We start from the raw sequence: 18,231 nt of genomic DNA, 5'->3' as shown, positions 1-18,231 counted from the left end.
ACCCGTTGCCCCTGCTGCAAGGCAGCGATACAGGGCGAGACGGTCGAGGGCGACAGCCCCATACGATCCCGAATGAATGCTCACTGGGGGGCCCGCGCTTCTTGGTTCGGCGGTTCGATACGCTCGATGTTTCCCAGCACCAGCGCTCGCCCGGCAAACAGACCACCCGCTGTTTCCAGAGCAAAACGCTCGGCATCGCGCATGCGCACTTCATCGGTCACCGCGTCGGCTTCGTGCTCAGACGCCCCCAGCGTCAGCACGGCCTGACGTCCGAGCAGCAGGGCCGACTCAAAGGTTTCCCGCACTATGTAATCGGCGTCATGCTTGACCAGCTCGAGCGCATGCTCGCGGTCAAAGGCACGTACCAGCAATTTCACCTGCGGGCAGTAGTGCCGCGTACTTTCGACGATGCGTGTCGCGGCTTTTTTGTCATTTACACAAACGATGATGGTGCGGGCGTTATGGGCGCCGGCAGCATGCAATATTTCATGGCGGGCACCATCACCGTAATAGGCCTTGAAACCATAGGGCTCCACGGCACGGATCACCTCCGGATCTATTTCGATAATGGAAAGTTTCGCTCCCTGAGCGAGCGGTGCCTGGCAGGCAATCTGACCCACGCGGCCAAAACCGATGATGAGTACATTGCCTTGCAGATTATGTGCGGGCTCCACGCCGTCCATCGAAACGGTTTGCGCGCGCGCAAACCGTTTGTACAGCAATAAGGTCACCGGCGTAATGGCCATGGAGAGCACCACGATAGCCGTCATATTGGCGTTGACTTCGGGGCTTATGACCCTGAGCTTGAGCGCCTCGGCAAACAGCACAAAAGCAAATTCGCCACCCTGCGCCATAAGCACGGCGCGATCCAGCGCATCGCCATGGGAGCTCTTCGCGAGGCGCGCGACTCCATAAATACACAGCGCCTTGACCAGCATCAGCGCCAGCAGACCAGAGGTGATGAGCATCCAGTTCGTGGCCACCACTTGCAGATCCAACGCCATGCCGACGCCAAGAAAAAACAGCCCCAGCAGCAGACCGCGAAACGGCTCTATGTCGGCCTCCAACTGGTGGCGAAAGGTGGATTCCGACAGCAGCACGCCGGCAACGAACGCGCCCATCGCCATTGAAAGCCCGCCGATTTCCATCAGCAGCGCTGCGCCCAGCACCACCAGTAGCGCGGCGGCGGTCATCACCTCGCGCGCTTTGGCTTGAGCCAATACCCGAAACAAGGGATTGAGCAGCCACAATCCGATGGCAGCCAGCGCGCCCAAGGACAGGGCGGCGATACCTATGCGCTGCCAAAGAGGTGAAGTGGGTTCATGCACCACTTCAGTGGGCGCCAGAAAAGCCACCACCGCCAGTAACGGCACGATCAACAAGTCTTCAAACAGCAAGATGGACACGATGCGCTGCCCCCTCGGCTCGGTTATGTCACCGCGCTCCGAGAGGACTTGCATAACCAAGGCCGTGGATGTGAGTACAAAACCGGCCGCGCACACAAACGACACCTGCCAGGGGAAACCAAAGGCCATGCCGACGAAGGTGAGCAGAAAAGCACAGACCACCACCTGCAGGCTGCCCAGCCCAAAGATCTGACCGCGCAATTCCCATAGATGCGAGGGTTTCAGCTCCAGTCCAATCACAAAAAGAAACATCACCACACCCAACTCGCCCACCTGAATGATGGTGTGGGGGTCATGGATCAGTTGCAGTCCGAAGGGACCGATCATCATCCCCGCCGCCAGGTAACCCAGCACCGAGCCGAACCCGATGCGTTTGAGCAGCGGCACTGCCACCACGGCGGCGGCAAGCAACGTAATGACACTCAATAATTGTCCTGCGTTGCCTTCAGCGGCCATAGCCTTGACCCTCAGCCCATATCAGGAGCGGTTACAGGTAAACGTTCGTACACCCTCGATTTCGGGTGCTTCACCCGACCGGATGGCACGTGCGCCATACAACTTCAGCGTCGGCGCCGCAGCTGCCGCCGGTTCGAATAACAAGGCAAGTAGGCTTGCTCCCGGGGCGATCCATAGCCCCCTTTCGCCGAGTAAAAGGCCGCTGGCGAGTGATACCGATCAAAGTGCAAGCCGGCTGCACTGTCTGTAGGCGGTCGCTCAAGCGATGCCGTAGCCAGACTCGACGTTTGCGGCCTGGACCAGCCGCTGGCAGCCGTGCCGTCCTAGACAATTCGGTCATCGCGCTCACGCAACAGCCAATAGGTCAGCCCCAGGGCCAGAGTGGCGCCGGCCAATGCGGCGACTTTGGCGGGGCCGACATCGGGATCGAGAATCACGAACTTGCGGGACAGGGCAATCAACCCGATCAAGATGACCGTCTTGACCTGAATGATGCTGTCACGGCGCAAGGCCACGCGCACGATGGAGTGCTTGAATTCCATCGCGATCAGGAGCGTCATGATCATGCCGAACACACTCTGGAAGATCTTGTGGTCGAGCGGATTGAATGCATCGATGATCAGCAGGCTGAAGACAATCTGAATCAGCTGCACCAGGGACACCAGGATAATCACCGCGATCACCGCTGAAAGGATGATGGCGACGGCCTGCTCGAAGCGTTCGTAAAACGTCATCACCGCCCAGTCACGGCGGAGTCGTTCAAGTGTCGTCCCGGTCTGATTGCTGTTCATGCGCCACTCCTTCAGAAACAGGCCACTCCTAAAAAATCGCGGTCGCTACGCCTCTTGCGCCAGTCCAGGCCTTCGTCCATGCCGAAGCACGTGGTCATTTGGCGGGCGATATCGGCAGACCAACAGGTCGTCACGACAGGATGCGGCGCGTACTCCCCCACGCGCACGCAGGGACGCCGCACCTGGATGGACGGGCTGCCCGTCTCCCATTTTCAGGATTAGGGCAGCCCCGTGCTTCATGCCTTGCCACTTTCGGACTTCTTCTTGCGCGTCCCCTTGCTCGACTCCCTGGGCGGGCCCGGCGGTTGCGCAGATCCAGAGGGTGCTTCGGCGCTGGTCGGAGCGGGTTGCTTGCGGTCGAAGGCGACCCGCTCCGCCTTGTCGTCCCAACGTGCATGGGCGTGATCGCCCTTGCCGATGCCACCGCCGAGCATCTCGCGCGCCAGTGCCGTTTCCAACTCGCTGCGAATCAGTCGCTTGAGCTCGCGAGCGCCGAATTCGGGCTTGTAGCCTTCTTCCGCGAAGTGATCGACCAGCGTCCCATCGAACGTCAGCGTCACGCCCTGGCTTGCGGCACTGCGGGCCACGCGATCGAGTTGCAGGCCGACGATGTGGCGGATCTCCTCCCTGCCCAGCGCATGGAAGACGATGAGCTCGTCGATGCGGTTGAGGAATTCGGGGCGGAAGTGCCCGCGCAGCACGTCCATCACCTCTGCCTTGGTCTTCTCGTACTCCTCGCCGGCCGCTCCGCGCGCCTTCAGCCGGCGCTGAATGATGTCGGAGCCCAGGTTGGAGGTGGCGATGATGATGGTGTTGGTGAAGTCCACCACGCGACCCTTACCGTCGGTGAGCCGCCCGTCGTCGAACACCTGCAGCAGGATGTTGTAGACATCGGGGTGAGCCTTCTCGATCTCGTCGAGCAGCAGCACGCTGTAGGGCTTGCGACGGACCTTCTCCGTGAGCTGGCCGCCTTCGTCATAGCCGACGTAGCCCGGTGGAGCGCCCACCAGCCGCGCCACGGTATGGCGCTCGCCGTACTCCGACATGTCGATGCGCAACAGGGCGCTCTCGTTGCCGTAGACGGATTCGGCCAGCGCCTTGGCGAGTTCGGTCTTGCCGACACCGGTGGGCCCCAGGAACAGGAACGTGGCCACGGGCTTGCTGCCTTCGCGCAGACCCGCGCGCGACAGCCGCACCGCATCCGCCACCGCGCGTACCGCCTCGTCCTGCCCCACCAGGCGCTCGTGCAGCCGCTGCTCCAGGTGCAGCAGCTTCTCGCGCTCCTCCACGGTCAGCTCATTGACCGGGATGCCGGTCAGACGCGAGACGATCTGCGCCACGTGTTCCGCCTTGACTTCGGCGCTGCCCGAGCCGCGCTCGCGCTCCCAGTCGTAGACCTGCGTCTTGAGTTCGGCCTCCTTGGCTTCGATGCGTTTGCCGACCTCCGCCGCGTTGTCGTATTGCTTGCGGGAGGCCAGGTAGTCCTGCTCTCGACGCAACTGGTGCAGTTCGGCCTCCAACTCCTGCACCGCAACGGGGCGGGCCGTCGCCGACAGCTTCACACGGGCGGCAGCCTGATCGAGCAGATCGATGGCCTTGTCCGGCAAAAAGCGCGCGGTGACGTAGCGATCGGACAGCTCGGCGGCCGCGATGATCGCGTCCTCGGTGATGCTGACCTTGTGGTGCGCTTCGAAGGTGTCGCGCAGGCCGCGCAGGATCATGATGGTCTGCGCCACCGTTGGCTCGGGCACCATGACCGGCTGGAAGCGCCGCTCCAGCGCGGCGTCCTTCTCGATGTACTTCTGGTACTCGTTGAGCGTCGTCGCGCCGATCAGGTTCAGCTCACCACGCGCCATCATCGGCTTGAAGACGTTGGCCACGTCCAACCCGCCTTCGCCGCCGCCCTGGCCGGCACCTACGATGGTGTGCACCTCGTCGATGAAGAGGATCATCTCGCCCTGGTGCTCGGCGATCTCCTTCAGCACCTTCTGCACCCGCTCCTCGAACTCGCCACGGTACTTCGCGCCGGCCACCATGGAATTGATGTTCAGCTCCACCAGGCGCTTGTCGCGCAGCGTCTCGGGCACCTCGCCAGCCACCATGCGCTGTGCCAGCCCTTCGACGATGGCGGTCTTGCCCACGCCAGGCTCACCGATCAGTACGGGGTTGTTCTTCTTGCGCCGCGCCAGCACCTCGATGGTGGTTTCGATTTCCTGCGCGCGGCCGATGACCGGATCCAGCTTGCCCGCATGGGCCATCTTGGTGAGATCGCGCGAATACTTGTCGAGCTCCGGCGTATTGGTCGGCGTCTCGGCGCGGCCATCCTCCGCACCTTTGCCGACCACCTTGTTTACCTGCTGGCGCAGGGCCTGCGGCGTGAGGCCATAGCGGCGCAGCAAGTTGGCGGCCAGCCCCTCGCCCTCTTCGGCCAGACCGATCAGGAAGTGCTCGCGCCCGACGTAGGAGTGTCCTAATTCATTGGAGGCGACGAAGGCGCGACTGAGCGCATCCTTCACCCGTGGCGACACGCCGATCTCGCCTTCGAACGGCTTGTCGCCGCGCTTGGCTTCGGCTTCGATCTGGCGTTTGAGGTCATCGACCTTGATCTTGAACTGGCTCAGGATGGTCTTGATCACATCGCTGTCGGCCAGCGCCAGCAGCAGGTGTTCCGTATCGACTTCGGAGCGACCGAAGTCCGCGGCATGCTTGGCGGCTTCCTGCAACAGCGCCTCGGAGTGCTCGCTGATGCGGCTGGCCAACCCGCTACCGCGACGGCGCGGCATGCCAGATGCTGTGGAGGCTGGTTCGCCAAACGGCGCATCGTCCACTTCATCGGCAGCGGCTGCAGCCGGTGCCGACTCTTCTCCGATGCGGAAGAAATCGCTGCCGAGAAAATCTTCGAACAGGCCGCTGCGCGAGCCGAAAAGGGCTTCCAGCGGGGAAATGGCGCGCTTTTGCTGGCAAGCGCGGCATGACAAGCGCCGGAAAACCAAATTCAGCCAAGCCCAAGGGTTTTTTTTACAGTACTTTACAAACTCTGCGCCGGAACTGTTAAAAGTCAAGAAATATCTGGGCTTCGTACGGCGAATGCCGAGTGCGATCAGGCACAGGGGTAGCAGTCGAAGAGGCATTCGATGACTGTGATTCTGATTCTCAGCTGCATAATTGCGAGAGCGTTAGGTGGCAGGGTACGTGGCAAACATCTAGAACCGAGATCGTAAACGCGATGCGTGAATCGGCAATAGCACGCCTATACCGCCCCCATCGACCTCTCCGCCGTTCTCAAGACGGTAACAATGCCCGCCTATTCTGATGCGGGCCAATTTGGCGCTGCAAAACCCCGCTACGGTTAGGAGTTAGATCCTTATCCACAGAAGCTGTGGATAAGACTGTGAGCAAATTTTGGATGGCTGGCGCAAACGCCCGTCTGGCGCGGATCGCAAACAGATCGGCGAGATTTTGTTCAGCTCGCCTTACCCCTTATAAATCAGTCACTTATCGATCTGCGCCAACGCGTCGCATCAGCCGGTTAGGCAGTCGCGCCGAAGTGGTAGCCATATGTGCATAATTGTTCTTGTCAACAGCTTTTTAAGACGGATTTTGGTCGTTCTGCCGTTTCGCGACCTACGGCAGCCTGGCGAATCGAGCGATAGGGGCGTGCGAACAGATAGCTTGGCCCCTAGTCGTATCCCACTACTCGCAACAGCTCCAGTATCTCGGCATCCTCGACACCCTACGACATGCAGTTTCAGCGAGCGAGCCATATCCACGATGGTGCACGTGAAGAGATACCGGTCAACGTCTCCCGCCATCCCCGTCACGAAGGACCGGTCCAGCTTGACGACATCGATGGGGGATCGGCGAGATAAGACCGGGGCCGCGTAGCCGGTACCGAAGTCGTCGCCCGCAAGCCGGACGCCTTGCGCCTGCGCCTTCCATTATCGGGCGGGATGCCTTGGCGTCGTCTATCAGGGCGCCGTCGGCCACTTCGAATTCCAACGAGCTTGCGTGGAAACCGGTACGCGCCTGCGCAGGCTGGGGTCAGCTCTACCAACGCTGAAGTACGCAATTGCAGCGGCAACAGTTTACCGACCGCGCCAGAGCCCTTCCCTGCTTGGGGTTGCGAGCCGATGTTCGCGCTAAGCATAAGGTCCGCGGCGGTATGCCCCTCTCAGGGAAAAGGCGGATCCCGATCGAGGCGCCCGAGTGAGAAGTATTGGAACCGTCGACCAGCGGGGCCCTCGATGCAGGGCGGTCAGGTCCATTCTAGTTCCAAGGCGGTGCTGCGGGCCAAGATCACGGACTCGTCGCCGCCGAAACGCGCGACCAAGTTCCCGCGGGCGGCACGGCGGTAATTCGCTGGGCGGCTTCGTATAGATCGAATCCCCAGCAAAACCCGAGAAAAGAGGGTTCCCATGTCGAGCCCATTGCCTAAATCACCGACTCATTAACGTCAGCGGCAGACGGTACAAACCCTGTGTTACATTGCCCGCTTTATTTCATAGTCAGGTTTAACGTTACGCCTGGTTACTCTGAGCGACCTGACGTGTCCGCTATCGCAACGGGAAACGAAAAATGTGCCGGTTCGAAGCATTTCTGCGTCGGCCAAATCGTACATCCGGCGCACTTGTAGCCAGGCCCCGATACAAATTCCCCAACGCCCTCATTCACCAGGCAGATTGACGTGAAAGCACTTGAGCGCTTGGAAAGCGGTATAGATGGTCTAGACGCCATTACCCACGGCGGTTTCGTCGCCGGGGCCGCTTATTTAATTCAAGGACGACCGGGTTCGGGCAAGACCATCTTCGCTAACCAGGTCGCCTTCCATCACACGGCCCAAGGCGGAAAAGTCATTTTCGCCTCGCTCCTTTCAGAGCCGCACGACCGCCTCTTCCAGTACCTGTCGACGCTCAGTTTCTTCAACTCAGCCGAGATAGGCGCAGGCATGCTGTACGTCAGCGCCTTCGACACACTCGAGAACGAGGGGCTCGACGAGGTCCTGAAGCTGCTTCGCCGCGAGATCATCCGGCACAAGGCCACCCTTCTGGTCCTCGACGGGCTGATGAACGTCCGTAGCCGCTCGGACACCCCACTGAACACGAAGAAGTTTGTCGCCGAGCTTCAGGTACACGCCAGTTTTGCCGGTTGCACCACGCTGCTTTTGACCAGTGCAGAGATCGATCATGGCAGCCCGGAGCTGACGATGGTTGATGGCGTGTTCTCCCTCAAGGAAGAACGGGTCGGCATGCGCTCCTATCGCCGGCTCGGCGTGCACAAGTACCGGGGCTCGGACTATGTTTCCGGGGAGCACGAGTACGAGATCACTAGCAATGGGATTGCCATTTATCCTCGAATCGAAGCACTGTTGAGCCAGCCAACTGCCCCACTCTCACTCGGCGAGCGAATGCTACCAACCGGCATTGATGGCCTGGATGAAGCCTTGGGTGGCGGGTTCATCGAGCGCAGCGCAACGCTGGTCATTGGTCCCTCCGGTGCAGGCAAGACGACTTTTGCGCTCAATTTCCTTGCCGGCGCGGCACCGGACGAACATGGGGCTTTCTTCGGTTTCGTCGAGTCGCCCGAACAACTGCTCAGGAAATCAGGTCAGCTTGAGCTCGGGCTTGAAAAGCCGGTTGAGCAAGGGCGTCTCGACTTTCACTGGCAACCAACGACACAGTTCATTCCTGATCGGATGGCGTTGGATATGCTTGCCCGGATCAGACACAAGCAGCTTTCTCGCATCGTAATTGACACATTGGCCGCGCTGACGCGCCCCAGCTTGCAGCAAGGCCGACAGTTGGAATTCGTCAGCGCACTGGTGAACGAGGCGCGCGCACTGGGTACCACGATGGTGGCAACGTGGGAGCTCAATTTCTTCGCTGCGAATGCCCCCGTGGCGCCTCCGGCAGAGCTTTGCAGCCTGTTCGATAACGTCATTCTGGCCGGCTTCACCGAGGGGCCAGGCACCAGCGAGCCAACTCTGAGGATCATAAAACGCCGTAACGGCCCCTATGAGCGCACCACGCTGTCCGCCCAGATCGGACCGGGTGGTTACTCATTGACGACGAACGGCACACATACACCGCAAGATCGCTAGCGGTCGATAAGGTTTTTATCCATGACAACGGTCTTGGTAGTCGATGATGAATACTTGATTGTCGAGGTCCTGACCCTTGCGCTTGAAGACGTAGGCTTCATGGTCACGCAAGCAAGCAATGGCAAGAAGGCACTGGACGCCTTGCATCGCGAACGACTATCGCTGGTTGTATGCGATTTCATGATGCCTTTGATGAATGGCTTGGAGCTGGCCGAGGAGATTCGCCGACACGCTGAGTGGTCACACATCCCGATCGTGCTCATGAGCGGCGGCCATGCTGGGCTGGCCAGCCAGGCCCCAGGACTTTTCGATCATATTCTGCAAAAGCCCTTCGATGTCACCAAGTTCATCGACATCGTGATCGACCTGATTGGGGATCCCAAGCCCGGGGCGCCGGCCGGCGACAGCCGACGCTGATCTCCGCCGCGATCGGATGGCGGCCGCTCAAGATCATTTGCCAAGTGGCCAGGCTCAAGCCAGCTCAATGCGATTTCGGCCATTGGACTTTGCGCAATAATCGCCTCGTCCGTCCGCCGGAACGTGCGTTCCGCGCCTTCGTCTTCGCGCCTGAGCACCATCCCACGCTGGCCGTGACGCCAATGGCATTCGAGCCGCATACGAATGGCCCATCGAGCAAGACGCTATGAGCTCGAACTCGATCTGCCAAGACCTGCGGTTCTTCGGCGCGATTGACCAGCAGAGTCACGGCGAACTATGAGACGCACGCGGCTGAACCTTTTCATCGAGCCCGAACACGCCGGTCGGCTCGACGAGCTCGCAACCAAGAAAGGCGTATCGAACGCCTCCCTCGTCGCCGCGGCACTGGCCCGCTGTCTGAGCAGCGCTTCAACCGAGCAGCACCAACGGGATTGCATCTATCCGCGTGTATGACCTCAACTACACATTCGGTCGCAGGCTTCGCGCCGCCGGCGTGACGGAGGAAGACAGGAAGGACCTGTTGGGCCACAAGAACGGCAGCATCACCAGCCACTCCTGGAGGCCGAACTGGGCAAGCTGATCGATGAGGCCAACAAGATATCGGCAACGGATTCGAGGGGACCGGCGCTGACGATACTGAGGAGGAAGGCAGGATGAAAAGTCCCGCAAAAGTCCCTGAAACGAAAAAGACCAGCTCATCTCTGAACTGGCCTAAGTCGTGGAGTTATTTGGTCGGGACGGAGTGATTCGAACACTCGACCCCTTGCACCCCATAAAGGTAAATTATCTACCAACGTAATCCAAAGAAATCCAAAAATTGCCTTATAACCCCTTTAAAATGGGGCCTCCAACAGGTTCCACTGTCCAATCGATTGCTATACCATCCAATCAAAGCCTACGAGAAACGGTGACCATACGGTGACCAAGCTAGGAATACGATGGCAACGATAACTGACAAGCAAATGGCTGCTAAGCCTGCAAAACCAACCTGGTTGATTGAAGATGCTCCTCGTGGATGCGGTCGCTTCATGGCAAGGCTCAGGCCAAACGGTGAGCGACACTTCTACTTCCGCTATACGAACTCAAGCAGCGAGCGCGTCTTTCTTCCGCTGGGCGTCTATGACCCTGCCGGAATAGACGGCCTGACCCTAAAAGAAGCCAGAGCTAAAGCAGGTGAACTTTCACGCCTCTATCAAGGAGGCGTTCGTGATCTGCGCGAACACTTCCAGGCAGAAGAAGAAGCGAGGACAGCCGCAAGAGAAGCGGAGCAAAAGCGCCTTGCTGCCGAGAAGGCTGCATTTGAGGCGGCTGAAGCCAAGCAAGCGGCAAGAAAAACAGTTCAAGACCTCTTTGACCATTGGGCCAAGGTTGATCTGATAAACCGAAAAGATGGCGGAGATGAGGTACGTCGGATGTTCAAAAAGGACGTCCTCCCCCTGCTTGGGACATTGCCACTTGAAGAAGTCCGCAAAGGCCACATCACCGAAGTAACTGACGCATTGTTGGCCCGAGGCGTGAACCGCATGGCTAAGTTGATTTTCAGCCTGATGCGCCAAATGTTTCGATTTGCCGTAGATCGAGATCTGCTTGAGCATGATCCCACCGCAAGCATCCGGAAAGCCAAGATCGGCGGGAAAGATGTCGAGCGGGACAGAGTACTCAGCGATGAAGAAATATCTTCGCTTGCGAAGCTTTTGCCAGACGCAGGCCTTCTCGTTTCAACTGAGGCCGCTATATGGATTGCCTTATCCACATGCTGCCGAATAGGCGAACTCATGAATGCTCGCTGGGAAAATGTCGATCTAAAAGCAGGGATATGGCTTATTCCTGCTGAAGATAGCAAGAATGGGAAGGCTCACACAGTAACGCTATCCAATTTTTCAAGATATCAATTCGAAAGAATAAAAGCAATTTCAGGTAAATGCCAATGGTGCTATCCAAACACCAAAAAGACAGGACCTGTCTGCTCCAAAACAGTCACCAAGCAACTTGGTGATAGGCAACGGAAACCAGATCAAGCCACAATGAGCAACCGAAGCGCCAACTCTCACGCTCTTCTACTAAAAGGAGGCAAGTGGACACCTCATGACCTGAGACGGACAGGAGCTACGATCATGACAGCTTTAGGCGTTTTGCCGGAGGTAGCCGAGAGATGCCTTAATCACACGGAGGAAAACAAAGTAAAAAGAACTTACCAAAGACATAGCTACTCAAAAGAGATGTCAGAAGCCTGGAACTTACTTGGCGCGCACCTGCAAAAAATAACGGAACAGTAAATAAACACCAAACATCTTAGATGCTACGTTATTTTATCAAAGTCCGCGCAGCCTTATTTTCGATAATAAAATCGAGAATGAATTGACGCAAACCATCTAGATCAAAGGCATCACCAAGCCCCGACTTTGAAATCCCAACCAAAACATCATCCGCTATAATTCGTGAAATTTCATAATTTTGACTCTGTCTGCTTTTGAATTTTCTAACTTCAAGCACACTCAAAATAACAGACTCAACAATTTTAATATCACTTTGTTTTAGACGACCACGCCTAGGTGCACCCCCACCTTTAATGGCGCGAGACCTTATTTCAGGCGAGACCCCAGAATAGATTTGCTCAAGATAATCTATAAACTTCTCAGCACGCAGACACTCAGCAGAATAATCATCATTCATTCCTTCACGCAAACAGCGATATGCACTAGCCATGCTAAAGCGAACAACATGAATAAGATCTTTCTCACGACGAGAGCTTCTACCAGGTCTTTCCGCTCTCGCACACAACTCATTCAGATATAAATCAAAATTATCAATTTCATCTATTTCGCTTTCTGCCACACCAAGCATTGACTGCATAAATTCCGAATACATACCAACGCCATCAAAGTACCTAGGATACCTATCCAGCACGGCACGCGCCCGATGGCAGAGCGCATCAAATCGCCCATAAGACTCTATATGAGATTCATTAATTTCATCTTCAGCCAATCTACGCCTTTGCTCATGAACCCAGTTATTTAAAATACTTAAGGAACTACATTCACCCATGTGAAGATCATCATCATCCAATTTAGCCACTTCATCCCAAGCCTCTCGTATAGAAACCCACTTGAAACCTGCAGCATCTATGTCGCCACCTACATATTTCATCAAAAAATTAACAAGGGTTCCACTCTTAACAAATATCAAGTGGAGCGGTATAAGAATAAATTCAGCATTAATACAGAAATCATCAACCAACCTAGAGCGCACCAACTTTGTCGGCGCGCAACCAGGACTCAGCTCCCATCTCAAGAATAACCCCTCAGAATAGTTAATTTCTTTAGGCAGTAAAACTTCAAAAGAGTCATTAGTAATCAATACACCGTAATGAGCAGCTTTCGGCACAGCAAGCCTCATAAGCCTATCTCCACAATTTCACAATAAGCCTAGCACTCCCCTTCCCCAGGCCGTACAAGACAAACGCCTGAGAGGCACACAGCTTCATCATCCGTGCCACCCAAGCCTATGCCATCACGCCTGCTCGCTTTCTGCATCCCCGAAAGAGGAAGCGCTAAAAGCCAGCGATAGCTGCGATAGCAGTCGCAGCTATCGCTGGCTTTTGATACCTCCCCCGACCGAAAACACAAACGGACTACCACAAACCCTTAGTCATTTCAAGGCCAGTGCTTGCAGGTAAAAAATTACCGCTAAGTACAAGCGGTGTAAGCCCATGGGCACAGGAATAGCATCGCATCACCAACTCGGAGGCAATCAAATGACCAACACCCGCGAATCAGAGGCGAAGAATTTCGAAGGGGATCCAACCGTTCTATTTCGAGTCGAGCACTTCGCCAATGCACACAAATCACTATCCAAACTACGGAAAAAGGAGACGAACGCACATACAGAAAAAACATCCTCCCCCCAAATCATTCGGCTTAGTCAGCTAACGCAGATGCTATCGATTTCTCGATCCTGCGTTTATGACTGGCTGAATCCAAAGTCACCCAGGCACGACCCATCCTTTCCGAAACAAGTTCGGCTCTCAGGGCGCAAAAGTGGCGGCGCAGTAGGTTGGCGATTGGAATCAGTTATCGCATGGCTAAACAATCGCGAGCAACCAGATATCTAAACATCACCATAGAAACTTTGAATACAAGCCAAAGAGAGAAAATAAAATGAATCAAAACATCACCAATGAAACAATCCTTACTGCACTCAATGAGTTCCCCTTGCTTAAAGATATGCTTATTGAGGTAGCCGAAGCAACACAAGCACCATTGGAGTTGGTGTTAGCCTCAGCGCTTTCAACTATTTCGCTCTTATGCCAACCACTGATTGATGTAGAGCGACCAGGAAAAATGATCGGGCCGGTCTCTCTAATGGTCATCAGCATTGCACAATCCGGAGAAAGAAAGTCAACAGTTGAAAGCATGTTTATGGGTGCCGTCCGGGTATTTGTAATAAATGCGATTAAAGCACATGAAAAAGAGTTACTTGTATGGCGAATCAAATCAGAAGCCTGGGAAGCAAGAAAGCGCAAAATCATTAAAGAGATGAGCGATCATCCTGAGACCGACCCAGCGTACAAACATTTTGAAAATGAATTAATTCTCCATCACGAACTGAAACCCGAACGGCCGCGCGCATTCAATCCAATCTATGAAGACGCCACTACCGCAGCTCTTCTCAAGGGAATGCGTCTTGACTGCCCTTGGGCAGCATTGATGTCAAGTGAAGGAATTTCTGCCTTAAAGGGAGTATTTAATGATTTCGGGAAAATTAATGCGCTATGGACAGGTAGCACCATTGATGTAGCAAGGGCAACCGTAGAAGGATGCTCACTAAATGATGCCCGTCTAACCATAGGAATTATGATTCAACCACAAATACTAAAGGAATATCTTGAGGGGAAGGGAGATCGCGCTCGATCTGTAGGCTTACTATCTCGCGCCTTAGTCTTTAACCCAGAGTCGACTCAAGGAAAGCGATTCATTAACAAACGACCAATAAACAAAGAAGTCATTGCGCGCTACCAGTCACGAGCAAACCAACTTCTTGAAAAAAGTATTCAACGACTTCGTAACATCACAGAAGAGAAGGAAATCATCAAGTTCTCTTCAAGCGCCGCCGAATACTGGACAGAATCATATAACAATATCGAATACGAACTACAAAAAGGTGGCAAGTATGAACGATCAAAAGATCACGCATCCAAGCTTAGCGAGAACATCGCCAGAGTTGCTGCTCTCTTGCACTACTTTGAACTTGGCAATGGCATTATTTCATTAGCAGAGCTCAAGTCAGCAGAGAAAATCGTACTTGAGTGCTCAAAAACATTCCGAAACGAGTTCACCTTCATGCCTAACATCATCAGCGATGCAGAAACCCTACACGCCTGGCTACAATCAAACTGCAAACATTCACCACTATTTAACTGGGTCGAAAAAAATACAGTCCTGTACAAAGGCCCAGGGAAATTCCGAACAATTTCGAAGTTAAACCCACTCCTCGACTGCCTTGAGGCCCAAGGAAAAATTACTGTTGACTACACTAAAAAACCTGTACGAATTATACTAAAACACAACAGCTAGTGAACCAACTTCAAAACCGGACTTGCGCCGGTTTATTTATTTTTCTTGATTCGAATTTATCACAACAACACATAACCGCATTGACATAACCACCAAAAAGGAACTCCCCACATGTCATTGCAGTGCCCCCGCTGTCACTCCCCCAAAGTCGCTTCTTTCCATCACGCCATGAAAGCTGGCGCGGCCATCGGAGCTGTCGGTGGCCTCGCACGTGGCGTCAGCGCTGCCTTGGCAGGCGGCAAGGCCGGCGCAGCGCTCGGCGTAATCGCCGGCCCTGTCGGCATCACACTCGGTTCAGTATCCGGCGCCATTCTCGGTGGCCTGGCCGGAGGCGTGGGTGGTTGTGCGCTAGGCGCTCAGCTCGGCGAGTCGCTCGACCGCCATGTCCTGGCTCACAACCTCTGCCTGCTCTGCGGTCATCGCTTCAATCTGCCGGCCTGATCCGGCAACTGCTCTCCTCTTACTTATCCATCACTGATTGCCGGTGCTGCGCTCTGCGCGGCGCTTTATGCCGGCCTGCACCCAAAGGAAATTCGTCATGGCTCATCAAATCGAACAAATGGCCTACATTGGCGCTACACCGTGGCACGGCTTGGGCAACAACCTGCCGCAGAACCAGCCCATCGAAGTCTGGCAACGCGAAGCCGGCATGGATTGGCAGATCCTGGAAAGCCCAGTGCATTTCAAGTCGGACGCCATCGGCCACCTGGGCGCGATCCATTCTTTCCCCGAACAGAAGGTGCTCTACCGTTCGGACACCAAGGCACCGCTTTCGGTGGTCTCGCAGCGTTACCACACTGTGCAGCCCAAGGATGTGCTGGAGTTCTACCGGGACCTGACCGAGGTCTCCGGCTACGAGCTGGAAACCGCCGGCGTGCTCAAAGGCGGTCGTAAGTTCTGGGCGCTGGCGCGTACCGGACACGGCGCCGCACTCAAGGGCAACGACCAGGTGAATGGCTACCTGCTGTTGGCCACTTCCTGCGACGGCACCCTGGCTACCACGGCAACGCCCACCACTATCCGTGTGGTCTGCAACAACACGCTGACCATTGCCCTGGACGGTACTAACCGTGCGATCAAGGTGCCGCACAGCACTCGCTTCGATGGCGATCTGGTGAAAAAGCAGCTCGGTATCGCCGTCTCACAATGGGACGACTTCATGTACCGCATGCGCCACCTGGCTGAGCGCAAGGTGCAGTGGCATGAGGCACTGGGCTTCTTCATGAACGTGATGTGCGAGACCAGCCCGACCGGCGCACTGCCGGAGCAACTGCCCAACGAACGCGCTCTGCGCAAAGTGCAGGAGCTGTACGAAGGCCGTGGTCGCGGCAGCCAGCTGGACTCGGCACGTGGCACCGCCTGGGGTCTGCTCAATGCCGTGACCGAGTACGTCGATCACGAGCGCCGGGCACGCAGCACGGAGTACCGCCTCGACTCTGCCTGGTTCGGCCAGGGCGCACAGATCAAGCAACGCGCTCTCGATACTGCCCTGCAATTGGTCGCCTGAACTTATACCTACTCCACCCCATAACGCCCGACCCGCTTTGTTGCAGATCGGGCGTTTCTATTTCTGCAAGGTGAACGCTATGAAAGCTACTTCATTGAATCGCAGCACCAGCAAAGCCCGTCCAGCATTGCGCCTGGTCAGCACCAAGGAGCTGCCGCGCGAGGACTGGCTACAGATACGTAAGCAAGGCATCGGCAGCTCGGATGCAGCTGCGGCCGTTGGCCTCAACCCTTACAAGTCGCAGCTGGAGCTCTGGCTGGAAAAGACCGGTCGTGATGGTGGCCTGCCGAAGGCTGATCCGCACGATGAGGAAAGCCCGATGTACTGGGGCAACGTCCTGGAGCCCATCGTGGCCTGGCATTACAGCAAGCGCACCAAGAACAAGGTACGTCGCATCAATGCCGTGCTGCAGCACCCGGATCCGGAGCTGCCCTGGATGCTGGCCAACATCGACCGCGAGGTGATCGGGGCGGACGATGTGCAGATCCTGGAATGCAAGACAGCCGGCATAAACGGGGCACGCCTCTGGAAAGAGGGCGTGCCGGAGTATGTGCAGCTGCAGGTGATGCACCAGCTCGCCGTCACCGGCAAGCAGGCGGCGGATGTAGCAGTACTGCTGGGTGGTCAGACGCTGGAGATCCACCGCATCGAGCGGGATGAGCAGATGATCGCTCGCCTGATCGAGCTGGAGCGCCAGTTCTGGCACTACGTGGAAACCGATACCCCACCGCCAGCAGATGGCACAGCCTCAGCTGAGTCGGCACTGCGCAGCCTCTACCCGGAAGACAACGGCCAGGTCGTCGACTTCAGCCAGCATGCTGGTCTGTCAGCGGCTTACATCGAGCTGAAGGCCGTTCGCCAGTCGATTGCTGACAAAGAAAAGCGCGAGGCTGAGCTCAAGCAGATGCTGCAGCAAGCCATGGGCGATGCCAGTCGGGCGGAGTTCACCAGCGGCTATGTCAGCTGGCGCAAGGCCAAGGACAGCATCGGCCTCGATGTCGCTCAACTGCTCAAAGACAAGCCCTACCTGCAGGCCAAGTACCCACTGCTGAAGCCGGGTGCACGGCGCTTCCTGGTCGGCTGAAACCCAACTACTCAATCCATTCCCTCCCCTTGGCCAGTCCATGCAGTTCGCGCTGCGTGGCTGGCCTTTTTTTCATTTCCAGGAGACACACCATGCTCAAAGGTCTGGCTATCACTCCGCCGGTACTCGGGCGGATTTCCATCGGTAAGGTCATCGAGAAGAACGGCAAGCGACTGCCGGAGAAGGATGACCAATTCACCATCACGTCCCAGGTGCAGGGTAAGGACGGGTGGCTGCTGCACCCGCTCAATGACGAGCTACGTCAGGGCAAGGACGACAAGCTGCGCAGCATTCCGGTACGCCTGCTGTTCAACGAACCAGAGCTGAATTTCCGGGCTGACTACACACTGTTCGACCGGCAATCGGGGCGCCCGATCTGCGTCGGCAATGGCGAAACCTGCAAGCGGGTCACCTCGGACGGCATGCAGTCGCTGCCCTGCCCATCACCGGATGCCTGCCCACTGGCGAAAGGCGGTGCCTGCAAGCCCTACGGCCGACTGAATGTGGTGATTGGCGATGAGGATCCGCTGGGCAGCTTCGTGTTCCGCACCACCGGCTTCAACAGCATCCGCACCCTGGCCGCTCGTCTGCATTACTTCCAGGCCATTTCAGGCAACCGCCTGGCCTGCCTGCCGCTGGAGCTGCGTCTTCGCGGCAAGTCGACACGCCAGAGCCATGGCACGCCGATCTTCTACGCCGATCTGACGGTACGCGGCGGCATGGACATGGCTGAAGCTCTGGTGACAGCTAGTGAACTCGATTCGCGGCGGCAGGCTGCGGGGTTCAATCAGGCTGCTTTAGATGAAGCAGCGCGACGTGGCTTTGGCAACGGCGCGTTCGAGGACAGCGAGGAGGATGTCAGCGCCATCGTGGAAGAGT

The 18,231-nt window shown here is 56.6% G+C and carries 12 protein-coding genes and 3 pseudogenes; 10 read left to right on the top strand and 5 right to left on the bottom strand.

The window, feature by feature from the left end:
• Nucleotides 1-80 precede the first annotated feature (80 nt).
• From VF716_RS20100 to VF716_RS20085, 4 genes and pseudogenes are all read right to left on the bottom strand, one after another.
• Nucleotides 81-1,862 carry a monovalent cation:proton antiporter-2 (CPA2) family protein gene (locus tag VF716_RS20100; protein ID WP_011913476.1) on the bottom strand — a complete coding sequence of 594 codons (1,782 nt, stop codon included), beginning with the start codon at nt 1,860-1,862 and terminating at the stop codon, nt 81-83.
• A gap of 323 nt (nt 1,863-2,185) precedes the next feature.
• On the bottom strand, nt 2,186-2,653 hold the full coding sequence (locus tag VF716_RS20095) for a phosphate-starvation-inducible PsiE family protein (protein WP_011913477.1): 468 nt from the start codon (nt 2,651-2,653) through the stop codon (nt 2,186-2,188).
• Between the two features lie 236 nt (nt 2,654-2,889).
• Nucleotides 2,890-5,613: pseudogene (gene clpK / locus VF716_RS20090) on the bottom strand (heat shock survival AAA family ATPase ClpK); the annotation flags it as partial.
• Nucleotides 5,614-6,174: 561 nt separating this feature from the next.
• A pseudogene (locus tag VF716_RS20085) lies at nt 6,175-6,570 on the bottom strand (EAL domain-containing protein); the annotation flags it as partial.
• A 767-nt stretch (nt 6,571-7,337) separates the two neighbouring features.
• Here VF716_RS20085 and VF716_RS20080 point away from each other — a divergent pair.
• The 4 genes and pseudogenes from VF716_RS20080 (at nt 7,338) to VF716_RS20065 (ending at nt 11,464) form a co-directional block, all read left to right on the top strand.
• The gene (locus VF716_RS20080) at nt 7,338-8,750 is read left to right on the top strand and encodes an ATPase domain-containing protein (RefSeq protein ID WP_256068770.1); all 1,413 of its coding nucleotides are present in this window, start codon (nt 7,338-7,340) and stop codon (nt 8,748-8,750) included.
• 21 nt (nt 8,751-8,771) lie between these two features.
• Complete coding sequence (locus tag VF716_RS20075) at nt 8,772-9,167, top strand: response regulator (protein WP_236450575.1); 396 nt, start codon at nt 8,772-8,774, stop codon at nt 9,165-9,167.
• 448 nt (nt 9,168-9,615) lie between these two features.
• Nucleotides 9,616-9,845: pseudogene (locus VF716_RS20070) on the top strand (tyrosine-type recombinase/integrase); the annotation flags it as partial.
• A 281-nt stretch (nt 9,846-10,126) separates the two neighbouring features.
• The gene (locus VF716_RS20065; RefSeq protein ID WP_074859155.1) at nt 10,127-11,464 is read left to right on the top strand and encodes a tyrosine-type recombinase/integrase; all 1,338 of its coding nucleotides are present in this window, start codon (nt 10,127-10,129) and stop codon (nt 11,462-11,464) included.
• 28 nt (nt 11,465-11,492) lie between these two features.
• On the opposite strand, the gene VF716_RS20060 is transcribed toward VF716_RS20065, so the two are convergent.
• The gene (locus tag VF716_RS20060; RefSeq protein WP_144188584.1) at nt 11,493-12,584 is read right to left on the bottom strand and encodes a hypothetical protein; all 1,092 of its coding nucleotides are present in this window, start codon (nt 12,582-12,584) and stop codon (nt 11,493-11,495) included.
• Between the two features lie 313 nt (nt 12,585-12,897).
• On the opposite strand from VF716_RS20060, the gene VF716_RS20055 reads away from it, so the two are divergent.
• The 6 genes from VF716_RS20055 to VF716_RS20030 form a co-directional block, all read left to right on the top strand.
• Entirely contained in the window at nt 12,898-13,299 is a 402-nt protein-coding gene (locus VF716_RS20055) for a helix-turn-helix transcriptional regulator (protein ID WP_440552903.1), read from the top strand.
• 46 nt (nt 13,300-13,345) lie between these two features.
• On the top strand, nt 13,346-14,761 hold the full coding sequence (locus tag VF716_RS20050; RefSeq protein ID WP_074859153.1) for a YfjI family protein: 1,416 nt from the start codon (nt 13,346-13,348) through the stop codon (nt 14,759-14,761).
• Nucleotides 14,762-14,929: 168 nt separating this feature from the next.
• Nucleotides 14,930-15,202: a hypothetical protein gene (locus VF716_RS20045; RefSeq protein ID WP_249044923.1), complete on the top strand. Its 273-nt coding sequence runs from the start codon at nt 14,930-14,932 to the stop codon at nt 15,200-15,202.
• 97 nt (nt 15,203-15,299) lie between these two features.
• Complete coding sequence (locus tag VF716_RS20040; RefSeq protein WP_440552900.1) at nt 15,300-16,268, top strand: DUF932 domain-containing protein; 969 nt, start codon at nt 15,300-15,302, stop codon at nt 16,266-16,268.
• A 79-nt stretch (nt 16,269-16,347) separates the two neighbouring features.
• Complete coding sequence (locus tag VF716_RS20035) at nt 16,348-17,352, top strand: YqaJ viral recombinase family protein (protein ID WP_440552898.1); 1,005 nt, start codon at nt 16,348-16,350, stop codon at nt 17,350-17,352.
• Between the two features lie 92 nt (nt 17,353-17,444).
• On the top strand, nt 17,445-18,231 hold a 787-nt coding region (locus VF716_RS20030; RefSeq protein WP_440552896.1), incomplete at its 3' end, for a recombination directionality factor.

It is taken from the genome of Stutzerimonas sp. Brlt_14 (assembly GCF_051948915.1).
Classification (GTDB): domain Bacteria; phylum Pseudomonadota; class Gammaproteobacteria; order Pseudomonadales; family Pseudomonadaceae; genus Stutzerimonas; species Stutzerimonas stutzeri.
Note: the sequence above shows the minus strand (reverse complement) of the source record. Positions and strands in the feature narration are given on the sequence as shown.